This window comes from Streptomyces sp. NPDC097595 (assembly GCF_044761525.1).
GTDB classification, from domain to species: Bacteria; Actinomycetota; Actinomycetes; order Streptomycetales; family Streptomycetaceae; genus Streptomyces; species Streptomyces drozdowiczii_A.
In genome coordinates, this window is record NZ_JBIWCN010000012.1 from 1 (window position 1) to 13,735 (window position 13,735).

The following is a 13,735-nucleotide window of genomic DNA, read 5'->3' on the forward strand; positions in this document are numbered from 1 at the left end:
CGCGCCGCGGGGGGGGCGGGGCCCCGGGGGGCCCCCCCCGCGCCGCCCCCCCCCCCCCCCCCCCCCCCCGCGGGGGGGGGGGGGGGGCGCCCCCCCCCCCCGGGGGCGGGGCCCCGCCCCCGGGGATGTGGGTCAGGAACCCGACGGCGGCTGGGTGGGATACACCCAGTTCGTCGGCGTCGCGGAGCCGGTGGCCGACGGGTTGGACGCGGACGCCGGAGTGCCCGAGGCCGAAGGTCCGGGGTCGGCTGGCGGCATGGAGGTCATGTCGCCGCCCGGAGCCGATGCGGCTGAGAGGTGACCGGAGCCGCCCGCAACGCCTTGGGCGGTCGATTCGGACCCTTCCGGTTCGTCCTCGCCAGGACGTGTGATCAGCGGCGGGATCCCGGGGCGCTGGATCAGAGCCCGGCCCTTGTCGCCGCTCGCGTTCGGGTCTTCGCCGTACCGGAAGCGGGTCTGCTGCTTGGGCGGCCCGGCGTCGATGCCCTCCTTGCTGAGGTTGCCGCCGGAGGGGTTGATGCCGGAGGCGACGCCATCGGTGCCCGCGCCCGGGACCTGATTCGGACCCTGCGGAGCGGGGGCGCCGGTACCGGCCCGCAGCGCCAGGCTGCCTGCGGTCTTCGCGGCTCCTGCGGCGACCGCCATGCCGGCGACACCGGTGCGGTGCATGTCGTCGTGGCCGCCGCCGTCGCTGGCCCAGTGGACGAACTTGTACGTCGCGTAGGGGCAGAGCAACACCAGGACCATCACGACGATGCCGGCCATCGCGTCGGACAGGGCCGCCATTCCGTCGCTGGCGTCGGTCTTGCCCATGGCGGAGACGCCGATCAGGAAGACCACGGTCATCAACAGCTTGGAGACGATGAGGGTGCCGGTGGCCTCGATCCAGCCGCGCCGCCACCGTTTGGCGACTTCCCAGCCGCCGCCCGCCCCGGCGAATACCGCGAGTGCGACCATGATCAGGACGCCGACCTTGCGGGCGACCATCACGCCCCAGTAGAGGAAGGCGCCGATCGCGCACCCGAAGGCGACCAGCGCGGGCACACCCCAGCCGAGGCCGTACATGGCCCCCATCTGATCAACCTTGATCACACGACGGATCGCGTCGTCGATCGAGGTGTTGGCGGCTTTGAAGAGGCCGTCGGACAGCGCGTCCACCACGGTGATGGCGACGGTCGTGAAAGCGATGGCGGAGAAGCTGAACAGGACTCCGGTCATGGTGCCGAACGCCGCCTTGGCGAGGGCGCGTTCGTCGCGGCGCCAGGCCGCGGTCATGAGCTGGATGCAGAAGATGCCGACGGTCAGGGCGAGGCCGATGGGCAGCAGCAGCTCGTAGTTGTCGCGGAACCATCCGGCGTTGAGGTCGATGGCTGTCGTCTTGTTGACGGCCTTGGCGGCCAGGTCGGCCGCGCTGGACGCCAGCTCGCCCGCCGACTTCGCGATCCACGCGCCGAGGCCGTCGGTGACGGTGCCGGCGGGGTTGGTGGCGAAGTCGACGGCGCCGCACACCTTGTCCATCAGCGGGAAGTCGCAGACTCCCATGGGTCGTAACTCCGTTCTGGGGCGAGGGTCAGGGCGCGACGGACGGCATGACGCCGACCAGGGCGCAGGGGTGGTTGGGCCGGCACTGGACCGCGAGGGTGGTGGACCGGCTCTCCGCGCCGCCGGCAGCCGATCCCTTCCAGCGAATCGACTGCTTGCCGGAGACCATGACGGCGTAGACGTACGCCTGGGTGATCGCCCCGGGGTCGTCCTGGAGGGCCTGGGTGAAGGCGTGCGGGAAGTGCCCCTCGTTGATCTTGGCGGTGGCGACCTGCTTGTTGGCCGCCATCTCCTTCCACAGCACGGCCGAGGGGACCGCCTGGTCGACGGAGGCCGGGTCGGCGTACTTCGGCTCCGTGGTCAGCCAGCCGCGCAGCGCCTTGCGCAGCTCGGGCTGCGAGTACGCGCGGGTGTCGTACGACCACAGCGCTGCGGCGGCGGCCTTCCCGTACGTGATCGGGTCGTGGGTTTTCGGCGGAACGGGCAGAGCGCGGGGCCGGGTGTGCGGCCCGGACGGTGCCGCGGACGACGAGGACGCCGTGGGCGAACTCGGCGGTGGCGCCGCAGTATCGGAGGGGCTTCGGTTCTCGCGGGTGAGGTAGGCGGCCAGGCTGGCGAGGGCGACGAGCACCGCCAGGACGGCAGTGCCGAGCAGCGCCCGGCGGCGCACGCGAGATGCGCCGCCGGGGTGGGTGGAGTGCTGAGCCATCAGTGGACCTGCGTCCCGAGCGTCGAGAAGAACGCCACTACACCGTTGGCCGCACCGAGAAGAAGGGCCGCGCCAGCGCTGACCAGCACGCCCTTCTTCCCGTTCGCCTCGGCCTGGTGACCACCGGAGTGGTGACCCCAGGCCCACACGCCTGCACTGACGGCGAGGGCTCCGACCACGGCGATGAGTCCGAACAAGTTGATCGAGCCCATCACCTGCTTGAGGACGTTGAGGCCAGGGAGCCCGCCCTCGTTGGGCTTGATTCCGGGGTCGTAGGCGAGCTGTATGACCTGTTCAGCGAGATACATGGGAACTCCAGTTCGAATGAGCGCACGCCAAAGCCCGGTGGGGCGAACCAGCGGTGCGAGGGGAGGTGAGGAGGGGGAGGAGCGCCGGTCAGACGACTCGGCGGGCCGCGAGAATCCGCGATTTCCAGGACGCGACGGTGGTGATCCGCACGACGTCACCGGTGTGCGGGGCGTGGACGATCAGGCCCTGCCCGATCGCCATCCCGACGTGTTCCGGTACGGCGGCCGTCCCCTCGGTGAAGAGGAGGTCGCCCGGTTTGAGGGCACCGACCGAGACGGCCTTGCCGTCCTTGAGCTGCGTGTAGGTGGTCCGCGTCAGAGTGACCCCGGCGGCCTTGTACGCGCCCTGCATCAGGGAGGAGCAGTCGCAGCGGCCCATCGGGTTCTTGCCGTGGGAGTCGGTGCACGTGCCGCCCCACTGATACGGGGTGCCGAGCTGGCCGAGCGCCCACCGGATCGCCGTCTGTACCTTCGGCGGCGCGGAGGCGGGAATCTTGTACTCGTCCGGCAGTGCACCCGCCGGGATGGTGCCGAAGTCCGTCCCGTCGCCGTCCGCCGAACAACCCCCCGCGGAATCGGGAGAGGGGCTGCCGGTGTCGGCAGAGCCGGACGGCGACGGGCTCGGCGATGCGCCGGCCTTCTGCAGCAGGGGCTCGATGGCCTTCTGCAGGGCGGTGGCCAGCGGCTCCCATTTGGCGTACGCCTCCGGGAAGCCCGACTTCTGTACCGCCTGCGCGGCCTGCGTTACAGAGAGGGACTGCCAGCCGGAGACCTTCTTGAGCCCCTCGTAGAACTTCGTCGAGGCGTGCACCGGATCGAGGATCTGGCTGGCCGTACCCCAGCCCATCGACGGCCGCTGCTGGAAGAGACCCAGCGAATCGCGGTCGCCGTAGGTCAGGTTCCGCAGGCCGCTCTCCTGCAGCGCGGTCGCCAGGGCGACGACCTGCCCTCGGGCGGGGACGTTCATCGCGACGCCCGTGGCCTGGATCGTCTTGGCGTTGGGCACCAGGTCGGCAGGCGCGTCCAGCCCCGGCACGGAGACCGAGCCCTTGTCGCCGCCGTCCAGGATGGCCTTCACCTGCTTGGCGACGGCGGAGGCGTCCACACCCTGTGCACCGCCGGTCGAGCACGAAGCCGAGGCGGTCCCGGCACCGATGCCAAGGATCGGCAGTGCCAGCAGGAGTGGTCCAGTGGCGCACAGACCGACGAGCACTCCTGTCGTCTTCTTCACGGCTGCCGCCGTTCAGCGCGACGGCGGTGCGGAGCGGTCGAGGGAGGTGGGTCGGGGCGCGGGTGTGTCAGGGCATGCTGCATCGCAGCGGCTCCTCGGTGGTCGAAGGAGACGCGGTGCCGACTTCTCGTGCAAAGCGGTCGGCACCGCGCCGATGTGCATCCGCCTCTCGGCGGGCCCGGGTCAGAGGAGTTGGTAGCTCCAGGACACCGGTTTCAGGTCACGCGCGGCAGCCAGCCGCGCTCGTAATCTCAGGCAGTGCACAGGGGCCTCCTCACGGCGCTCGCGGGCAGATGGGCAACATGCCTCCGACGCTGCTCGATTGGACGAGAAAGCACAGATAAGCACAGCTCAACGGGGGTGGAGCAGCGCTCCTTCCCGGTGGCACGGCGAGACAGTAGACCGGGATTCCGGCCGCGCCAAACGACTGCCATCCAGGGGCCCGAAGCAGGGAGCCACCTCGTTAGGCGCGGCCGGAATTCGCCGTTAACCTCCGCTGCAACCTCGCACCGCATGCACGCCGTTGAGCGCAGCCCGGAGCAGGTCCAGACTCCGCCGCGCCCGAAGAGAGGCCCTCCCCATGAGCTACACGCTGCACCGAGGCGACGCCCTGACCGTCCTGAAGTCCCTCCCGGACGAGAGCGTCCAAGCGGTGATCACCGATCCGCCGTACAACTCCGGGGGCCGCACCAGCTCTGACCGAACCGGCCGTACCGCACGTGCCAAGTACGTCACGAGCAACTCGGCGCACGACCTCGCCAACTTCCCGGGTGAGAACCGTGACCAGCGCTCTTACCGCTCCTGGCTCACCGAACTGCTCACCGAGGCGTACCGGGCCTCGACCGAGCACGCGGTCGCCATGGTCTTCACCGACTGGCGGCAGGAGCCGACCACCTCCGACGCCCTTCAGATGGCGGGATGGACCTGGAGCGGCACGATCCCGTGGATCAAGCCGTCCAGCCGGCCCCGCAAGGGCGGGCCGAAGCAGGACTCGGAGTTCATCATCTGGGGCGTCAAGGGCTCCCTCGACAACACCCGCGATCTCTACCTGCCGGGGCACTACATCGCCTCCCAGCCCCGCAAGGGCCGGGTTCACATCACCCAGAAGCCGGTCGAGGTCATGCAGCAGCTCGTCCAGGTCTGCCCCGAGGGCGGCACCGTCCTCGACCCGTTCACCGGCAGCGGCTCCACAGGGGTCGCGGCCCTGCGCGAAGGACGCCGCTTCGTAGGCGTCGAGCTGTCCGCGCACTACGCCGACGTCGCCGAGGAGCGGCTGCGGGCCGAACTGACGAAGGACGACTTCGAGCTGGCCGGACCGGAGGCACGATCGTGAGAGCGAAGAGAGGCCAGGGCCGGCGGCCCACAGACGCCAGAGGGGCGGCTGGAGCATCGACCAACCGATGCACCAGCCGCCCCTCCTATTACGTCAGGCCGCCTCGAACGCTCGCCGGATCAGCCGCGCCGCCTTCTCCAAGTCGGCTGCCGAGACGACGCGGACCTCCAGGTCGCCGGTCCCAAGGTGTCCGATACCGCGCATGTCCCGGGTGAAGCCCTCCTGCAGCTCGACCGTGTCCGGGTCGAGTCTGAGGTACACCAAGATCGCCTCGTGCTTCGGACGGAAGATCACCGACGCCACGTTCACCAACCGCCGGTAGGCGATGTAGTGCCGCAGCGACGCCACCTCCACCTCGCCCCATGCCGTGAGCGCCTCGTCCAGCTCCGCGTACAGGTCCCGCAGGCACTCCGGCACCGCTCCTCCACCCGCAGGCGGAGAGACCGTCGAAGCCGTCGGCACGCTGTCCGCCACGGGTGCCCGCTCCCGGCCCCGGCGAGAGGAGGCAGCGCTCGGGAAGCCGGTCGCGGAGTCCACGAGCAGCAGCCCCAGCAGGCCACCGTCGAAGATCCGGTAGCGCACCAGGTCGATCCGCTCGGGCAACCTCTGCACCGCCACCCGGTCGTGGTGCGAGAAGCCCGCCGCGATGCAGATCATCCGCGGACGACGCCAGTCGACGGACTCGGCCACCTCCGCCCCCAGCACCTTCCGCACGAGCGCCTCGAACTCGTGGTGCGCCGACTCCAGCCAGGACAGGTAGGAGACCGCCTGGGACATCACCCCGCTGTCCGAGCCCTTCTTGAACTCGATCACCACCGGGCTGCCGTTCTCATCGAGCCCCAGGGTGTCGATCCGCCCCCGGTGCCAGGGGCCAGTCGGATACTCCGATGCCAGGAAACGGACGCCCAGCATCTGCTCTAGGCCGGCCTCGACCCGCCGCTGCAGCTCCACCTCCAGCGCCACCGTCGAGCTGGGCAGTTCGATGTCTCGCCCGTCCGCGTTGCGTCGGAACAACATCAGTTCGGCCACCAGCGCCCCTCCCACCATCCCTGCAAGAGATGCAATCGACGGAGGGCTCTGGGTATTCCGTGTCCCGGCGGCCCAACGGCTGTCTGCCTAGCTCTGGGCCCGAGCTGCCCCACGCGGATGCCGCAATCGCCCTACGACAGGGAGGCCACTGCCGATGTCACGTCGCGCGCCGGTGGAGTCCTGCTTGTCCGAAGTACAAAAACCCTTCACGAGACTCGTGCAGCGATTACGCTAGCCACAAGGTCATCAGGAGGATCGATCGTTTCAGCGGTGCGGCGACCGTGCGAAGGAACGAAGGGGCCGAGAACCGACCAGACACCGGATCGAAGCGCGGCGACGTGCATCGGTGCCGTGGCGGCCGTGACTCCGGTGGGGGAGAGCCATGAACCGTTGGGTTGGCATCGTGTCGCTGCGGGAGCCCGCGGCCCCGACACCCGTGCACAGGATCGCGCTCGCCATCGAGGCGGCGCGCCGACGTACGTCTTACAGCCTGGACGGACGGCAAGTGCCCTACGAACGGATGCGAGCCGCTTTGCGCAGGCTGGGGCAGACGTATGCGGCCCGCTCTGAATGGGGTCAGTGGACATACTGCGTCGACTTGACCGGCGACTTCTTCGACGGCGGACTCGTCGGCCGTCTGCCCGCGTGGCTCACCACCGACCTTCGGGCCGAACTCGGCAGAAAGCCAGCAGCTTCAGTCGGCGACCGTGCACGGCAGCACAGGTCGGACGGTGCGCGGGCGCAGAGCCGTGGCGGAAGTGCCTCTCGAGGGAGAAAACCTGCGGCTGCCGCGCCGGCCCGGAAGGCTTCCGGCCCTGCTCGGGCAGTTCATTGGAAGCCAGACGATCCCCTGCGGCCGTATGTACGCGTCGTGCGGCAGCTCGCCGTCCTTGACGTTCCCCCGCTGACCCTGGCACAGCCCCCCGCCACCCTGGTGGGCACGTTCGGGGAGACCGTCCGTACAGCGATCCAGGACATCGCGGGCGAGTGGGATGTGGACGAACAGACCACTGCGTGGCTGGGGCTGGCGTCGATGCACATCAGCCGCCTTTACGAGAGCGGCCTGTCCGAGACGACGGTGACACCGCACGTCCTGGGCATGCTCGACCAGTTGGGCCGCAGCACGATCGACGTTATCCTCATCGACGCGTGGATCGCACAGCGGCAGCCGGAGAAGGTCGGAACACAGGCGAGTGAACACAACCGACGCTCCACGGAGGCCCGACGGTTGCTCGGCCAGTGGGCGACGGAACGCGGCCTTGTTCAAATGGGTGCCGGTGAGGCGCAGCGCCCCGCTCCCTCCGTCGCCGAGGGAGTCGCCCGGCAGATCTTCGGCCTCCTCAGTCTCACCGGTGCCCACGAGACCGCCCGCCGGCTGGTCGACGTCGTATGTGTCGGCCTTGACCACGGCACCGACCAGATCGGCGGCGCCGACCCCCTGACCGAGGCGCAGACGCTCTTCGCGAAGGAAGGGCTTTCCTACGAGTACGCCGAGGAGGGGCCCGATCACGACAAGGCATACACAGCCATCGCCCGCACCGGTGGCGGCCGCAGCGCACGGGGCGAGGGCCGCAACAAGAAGGCGGCGCGGGTCGCTGCCGTACGAGCCCTGCTGCGAGACCTTCCGCCAGCCGGGCGGCCCGCGGCCCGCCCGGCGAAGACCGCCCCCATTACTGCGCCGCCGCAGCCGTACAGAAATGCCCCTCCTCGCGGGCACCGGGACGCCCTCAGCGACCTGGTGGCTATGTTCGAACTCGACGACCGTCTGATCGCTGGCCTCCTCACCCAGGCTCTTACCCACTCGTCATACGTCTATGAGAACCGTGCCGACGTGGCGGCGCACCACCAACGGGACAACCAGTTGCTCGCCCATCACGGCTCTCTGGTCCTCAACCACTTGGCCAAGCACGCGAGAGTCGGTCGTATCCTCGCCCACGGGCTGGTCCCGGACGAGGATGAGGCCCGCATGCATACACCCGCCAACGAGGACACCGCCCGGCTCGGTACCGCCCTCGCCCTTGCCGACGGGATACGGATCGGACGGGGAGAAGACAGTCAGCGGCGGAGCACGGTTGCCGATGCCGCGCAGTCGGTCGCCGCCACTGCCTGGCGCCTGCACGGTACCCGCCTGCTGAGGAGGCGCCCCGCAGTCCTTGATGGTTGGCTCTCCGAACTCCAGTACCAGCACGAACCGGTGACCGTTCTGAACCTCCTAACAACGATGTTCGGGATGACGCACCACTACGAGTACGAGCGCACCGGCCTGGACCACCTGCAGACCTTCACCTCCACACTCGTACTGTCCGACGCGCATGGCCGTGTCCACCGGTGGGCTGTGCCGCCCGAGAGGCCATCCTCCAAGAGCGACGCCGACAAGACGACTGCTCAGGACGTGCTGGAGATTCTCGCTGCCCCGGCCGACGATCTCGTGGACGCCCTCACCACGGCTGAATGTGACCTGTTGCGGTACCTGCTTCGCGCCCAGCTCGATGGGCTGGCGACGACGACCGCGCGGCAGCGCATCCGAATAATCAGCGGCGGCCTGCTTGGTACGGATCTGCTGGCCACGGGGGACCTCGATGCATTCTGCGCCTGGGCCCGCCGGGTGCGTGATCTGCTCCACGCCGAGGACGACACCGTGCCACCACCACTAGGTGAGCTGTACCGGCAGATCCTTGCCGACACCCGCTTCGGGCCGCGCTCTCTCCTGCGTCGTATGACAGCGGAGCAAGGGAACGACCCGGACGGCACGGTCCGTCGCAACGCGGCCGAAGTGGTCGGACGCGCCGCCGCAAGAGGGCCATGGGGGGTTACGGTGCGCGACGTGGTGCAGGGTTGGTGGCGTGAACAGGCATGCCGGACTAGCGTCACGGTACGCGACGACATGCGGCAGGAGCTCTTCCTACCGCTCCCTGCGCAGCTCGCGGCCCTAGACGAGACACTGGCCTGGTGTGGAGAGGCGGCCGAGGCGGCGGGCAGCCCGATCGATGTCGAACTGACCATTCAGGACGGAATCCTGCACACTTGGATCGGACTGCAGGGCCTCGACACCAGGGTGGCCTGTGACGACTTCGCCCGGCTGCTGTCTCGCACCCTGCCACGCACCGACTGCCTCGTTGACGACGACCACGTACTGCTGCGCCTCCACGGCCGACTCGACACGGAGTCATTGACGCCGCTGGCCGCGGCCGGGATCGACGCCTACTTGTCGGGTGCCGGGTCTCCGTCGCCCCCGGTGATCGCACGCGGAGTGGAACCGGTAGCCGAACAAGAGGAAACCTCCTGAAGCCACAGTCTTACGCCCCATCACTCGTCCCACCAGGAGTAATGTCCCGGTGGCGCGACCGCAGCCGCTGAAGCAGAGGCATGGCGTGCCGGCCCCCACGTCCGCGGCCGTCTTGGCGACGGCCAGCAGTTGGCTGAGCGTGTCAGCCACGATGTGCCGCTTGCGGCCCGGCACTCTCATTCCGGCGCCGTACTCGCACGAGAAGCCGGCACGAACGCGGATGCTCGAACCGACGGCGCGTCGATAATCCTCGCCGATGGCTCAGCCTTCCGGCCCTCGCGCTCACGGGCCTTCCCCGCAGCCGATCATAGAACTTCGCGACCAGCCCGCGCTCTCGCCATCGGTGGAAGAAGGCATAGAACCGTCCCCAGGTAGGGAAGGAGATCCCGCCCGCGAGCAGGTAACGGATCGCATCCACCATCTGACGGTGCCAAGAGGGCCTCATAGAGCTGGTCGGTTCGGTGCGAACCTCCGAGCTACCAACGAGCCCTGCCTGCATGAGCCTACAGCCGGGAATTATCTCGATGGGAAATGTGTTCGATTCACGCCCTCCGCCAGCGGTTTGAGATGCGACTTCTTAAGGGGGCCTTGACCCCGAATGCTGAACACGGGTTATGCGGCTTGCGCCAGCGTAGTTGGTGAGCGGTGGAGGGCGTTCTCGAAGGCGATCGGTGATTGTTGTCCGAGGCGAGAGTGTCGGCGTCGGGTGTTGTAGCGGTGGAGCCATCGGAAGGCGTCGAGTCGGGCCTCGCACTCGGTCGGCCAGCTCTTTCGTCCTTGCAGGGTTTCGCGTTTGAAGGTCGCGTTGAAGGATTCGGCGAGTGCGTTGTCCGCGCTGGACCCGACCGCGCTCATGCTTCGCCGAACCCCTGCTGCCCTGCAGGCTTCGGCGAAAATCCTGCTCGTGTACTGAGCTCCGTGGTCGGTGTGCATGATCGATCCGGCGAGACTGCCGCGGGTTCGGATCGCCGCGGCCAGGGCGTCGGTGACGAGGTCCGCGCGCATGTGGTCGGCGATCGCCCAGCCGGCCAGTCGGCGTGATGCGAGGTCGATGACGGTCGCCAGGTAGCAGAACTTCCCGCCCTCGATGGGCAGGTAGGTGATGTCGCCGACGTACTTCGTGTTCGGCCTGTCCGCGGTGAAGTCGCGGCCGATCAGGTCCGGGGCCTTGGCGGCGGCCGGGTCAGAGACGGTGGTGCGGTGCCGGCGGTGCAACCGGACTCCTTCGATCCCGGACGCCCGCATGATCCTGGCGACGCGCTTGTGGTTGACCGCGACACCGTTCTCCTCGCGGAGCTCGGCGGTGATTCTCGGGGCTCCGTAGGTGCCGTCCGATTCCTGGTGCACCGCCCGTATCCTGGCGGCCAGGCGGGCGTCGGCCGCCTGCCGGGCGGCCCGGTCCGCAGCCGTCCGGCGCCAGTGGTAGAAGCTCGAGCGGCTGACGCCGAGGATCCTGCAGAGCCGCTTCACGCCGTGACGGCGCTGGAGGTCGGCGACACACTGGAAGCGGTTCACCAGCGTGTCTCCCCGGCGAAATACTTCGCCGCTTTCCGCAGGATCTCCCGTTCTTCCTCCAGCTCGCGGACCTTCTTCCGCAAGGCGGCGTTCTCCGCCTCCAGCGGAGCCGGCGGCAGGGCTGGTTCCTGCGTCCGCCGTCCTCGGGGACGGCTCACTCCGGCTGCCCGGACCCAGTTCCGCAGGGTCTCCGGGTTGATCCCCAGATCGGCTGCGACCGACCTGATCGTCGCTTCCGGCCGCGACTCGTACAGCGCGACCGCGTCCGCCTTGAACTCCGGCGGATAGTTCTTCATGACCACGAGATGTCCGTTCTCAGATCCCCAGGATCCAGTGTCTCGTGTGTCCAACATCCGGGGTCAAGGCCCAGGGCCTTACACCGATAGGGTGTTGACGGTCTGATGCATTGACAGGGGTGGATCGTGAGCAAACTGCACGTGGGGTATGTCCGCAAGGCGATCGAGGACCGTTTTACCGGTCTCATCGACATGTCGGACCAGGCGCGTATGTCGGGGGACAAGCTCCATCAGGCGTTCCTGAGTCGCGGTCTGGCCGCGCTCGCCGCGCAGATCGAGCACCCGTGCAGCGACCGGGTCGCCGCCACACGAGTCTTCGACGGGCAGGACGACCAGGGACTCGACTCGATCGCCGTGGACTTAGGAACCACGCGCTCCAGGATCTGTCTGGTGCAGGCGAAGTGGAGCGACCAGAACAGAGGAGGCTTCGGCGAGGCCGAGGTGCACAAGATGTTCCACGGTCTGGACCTGATGCTCGACCGGAACTTCAGCCGGTTCAACCGCCGCTTCCAGCCGTTCGTCCCGGAAATCGAGCGGGCCTACGACTCCGGCACTCCGAAGATCACCTTGGTGCTCGCCCTGATGCGCGAGGCTCCGCTCAGCGACGGCGTGCGCGACCTGATCAAGATGAAGCAGGACGAGCAAAACCAGGTTGTCCGAGACATGGTTGAAGTCAAGGTCCTCGACCTGCGCGACTTCCACCGCGCGATTCTCGGTGAGTCCGCCGCACCGAAGATCGACACCAAGGTGCAGTTGGAGTGCTTCGGCCAGGAGTCGACACCGTACAAGGCGATGTACGGCACCATGACGGTCCCCGACCTCGCTGATCTCTATGAGGAGCACCGGCGCGGCCTTTTCGCCCGGAATATCCGTGACTCTCTCGACGAGAGCGACGTGAACTCCAAGATCAGGGAGACTCTGCGGGAGGAGCCGGAGCACTTCTGGTACTTCAGCAACGGCATCACCATGCTGTGCGAGTCGATCCAGCCGATCGGCCGGGCACTGCCCGGCAAAGTGGGCAGCTTCCAGCTGTCCGGCGTCAGCGTGGTCAACGGCGCGCAGACGGTGAGTGCCATCTACCGGGCCTTCACCGAGGATACGGGCGCGGCGCAGGACGGGCGGGTTCTTGTGCGCCTGATCTCCCTGGAAGACTGCCCGCCCGGCTTCGGCGACCAGGTGACCACCACCACGAACACGCAGAACCCGATCGAGGACCGAGACTTCAAGTCCCTCGACCCCGGCCAGATCACGCTCCGCGAGGACTTCGCCAGGCTCCTCAATCGCAGTTACGTCACGAAGCGCGGCGAGACGGTGCCCGACTCGGCGCATGGCTGCTCCATCACCGAGGCCGCCGAGGCACTCGCTGCCGTCAGCCCGAACGCCCGGCTTGCCGCCGTGGCCAAACGCGACGACAACCTTGCCGGGCTGTGGGAGGACCACAACTACCAGGAGACCTTCGGCTCCGAACCTAACGTCTTCAAGGTCTGGCGCAGCGTCGAGCTCCTCCGCGAGGTCCGGGCACAGCTGCAGTCCCTCCGTGAAGGGCTGGTCTGGCGTGCCGACGCGGCGGCCTTCTACGGCGATCTCCTGGTCACCCACCTCGTCTATCGCCGTCTGGACACCCGGGCCATCGAGGATCCGGAGTGCGACTGGGCGGCGGAACTCGCCAAGGTGCCAGATTTGGTTCGTGACTCTCTGTCCTGGGTGCTCGACGCGATCAACAACGAGTACGGCAAGTCCAGCCACATCATCGCCGCCGTCCGGAACACCGAACGGATTGAGCGAGTGGTACGTGCGGCCCTGCGCAAACTCGACTCTGAGGAGGAGGCCCCGGCGCTCAACGAGGACTACCGAGTGGCTACGGCCGAGGCCAAGGGGCGGAAGGTGAACGCCGTGACGACCCTGGTCGCCGCCGGCGAGATCGAAGAGGGCACGGTTCTGGAATTCCGCCCGTACAGCAAGCCGGAGCGCCGCGAGATGACTGAGTGGCTGGCGGCGGATCCGCGGCGGACCCAGGCGACGTGGAGCAACGAGGAGGGCCGTAACCCCTTGCAGTGGCACGCTGACGACGCGTGGTACTCGCCCAGTGGTCTCGCGCGGAAAATGCGCTTCGAGGCGTCCGGGGTGAACAGCGCGGCGCAGGGCACGATCCGGTGGTTCGTGCCGGGGCAGGGGTCGCTGGACGAGCTGGCGCTGGCGGTGCGGCTGCGGGAGGGTAACGAGCCGACGGAGAAGTGAGCGGAGCCAGGGAGCAACGGGCTGGGGTGCCGCTGGCGCAGTCCCGTCGCCCGCTTCCGCCCAGGCTTTGTCAGTGCTCCCCTGTAGGGTTCGACGGCACTTGACTGCGCCCTCTCAGGCCTGGCGGAACGCGCCTTCGGAGGCGCCCTGGGGCCGTAGGATCACAGGTGGCGGCTGTGATGGCGCACGCACCGACCGCCCCAGGGCGCAGGCCCCTAGCCGCACCACCGAGCACAAGAAAGCAGCAG

General features: G+C 68.5%; 9 protein-coding genes. 3 read left to right on the forward strand and 6 right to left on the reverse strand.

Annotation, left to right across the window (positions count from 1 at the left end):
* Positions 1-132 precede the first annotated feature (132 nt).
* From ACIQZN_RS19615 to ACIQZN_RS19630, 4 genes are all read right to left on the reverse strand, one after another.
* Positions 133-1,542, reverse strand: a complete 1,410-nt coding sequence (locus tag ACIQZN_RS19615; RefSeq protein ID WP_403995146.1) for an ATP-binding protein — start codon at positions 1,540-1,542, stop codon at positions 133-135.
* Between the two features lie 28 nt (positions 1,543-1,570).
* The gene (locus ACIQZN_RS19620) at positions 1,571-2,251 is read right to left on the reverse strand and encodes a hypothetical protein (protein ID WP_403995148.1); all 681 of its coding nucleotides are present in this window, start codon (positions 2,249-2,251) and stop codon (positions 1,571-1,573) included.
* Entirely contained in the window at positions 2,251-2,559 is a 309-nt protein-coding gene (locus ACIQZN_RS19625; RefSeq protein ID WP_011029048.1) for a DUF6112 family protein, read from the reverse strand. The genes ACIQZN_RS19620 and ACIQZN_RS19625 overlap by 1 nt, the downstream gene beginning before the upstream one ends.
* 88 nt (positions 2,560-2,647) lie before the next feature.
* Positions 2,648-3,790 carry a C40 family peptidase gene (locus tag ACIQZN_RS19630; RefSeq protein ID WP_403995152.1) on the reverse strand — a complete coding sequence of 381 codons (1,143 nt, stop codon included), beginning with the start codon at positions 3,788-3,790 and terminating at the stop codon, positions 2,648-2,650.
* A 580-nt stretch (positions 3,791-4,370) separates the two neighbouring features.
* Here ACIQZN_RS19630 and ACIQZN_RS19635 point away from each other — a divergent pair.
* On the forward strand, positions 4,371-5,123 hold the full coding sequence (locus tag ACIQZN_RS19635; RefSeq protein ID WP_403995155.1) for a DNA-methyltransferase: 753 nt from the start codon (positions 4,371-4,373) through the stop codon (positions 5,121-5,123).
* 93 nt (positions 5,124-5,216) lie between these two features.
* On the opposite strand, the gene ACIQZN_RS19640 is transcribed toward ACIQZN_RS19635, so the two are convergent.
* Positions 5,217-6,152 (reverse strand): DUF5655 domain-containing protein, encoded by a 936-nt coding sequence (locus tag ACIQZN_RS19640; protein WP_403995158.1) that lies wholly within the window; start codon positions 6,150-6,152, stop codon positions 5,217-5,219.
* An 871-nt stretch (positions 6,153-7,023) separates the two neighbouring features.
* On the opposite strand from ACIQZN_RS19640, the gene ACIQZN_RS19645 reads away from it, so the two are divergent.
* Entirely contained in the window at positions 7,024-9,438 is a 2,415-nt protein-coding gene (locus ACIQZN_RS19645; RefSeq protein ID WP_403995161.1) for a putative dsRNA-binding protein, read from the forward strand.
* Between the two features lie 612 nt (positions 9,439-10,050).
* Here the strand turns inward: ACIQZN_RS19645 and ACIQZN_RS19650 are convergent.
* Positions 10,051-11,255, reverse strand: a protein-coding gene (locus ACIQZN_RS19650; RefSeq protein ID WP_403995164.1) for an IS3 family transposase whose coding sequence is annotated in 2 segments (ribosomal slippage) — positions 10,051-10,964 and positions 10,964-11,255 — 1,206 coding nt in all. Because the reading frame shifts where the segments join, the coding sequence is not laid out codon by codon here.
* 120 nt (positions 11,256-11,375) lie between these two features.
* Here ACIQZN_RS19650 and ACIQZN_RS19655 point away from each other — a divergent pair.
* Positions 11,376-13,487, forward strand: a complete 2,112-nt coding sequence (locus tag ACIQZN_RS19655; protein WP_403995167.1) for an AIPR family protein — start codon at positions 11,376-11,378, stop codon at positions 13,485-13,487.
* The last annotated feature ends 248 nt before the right edge of the window (positions 13,488-13,735 follow it).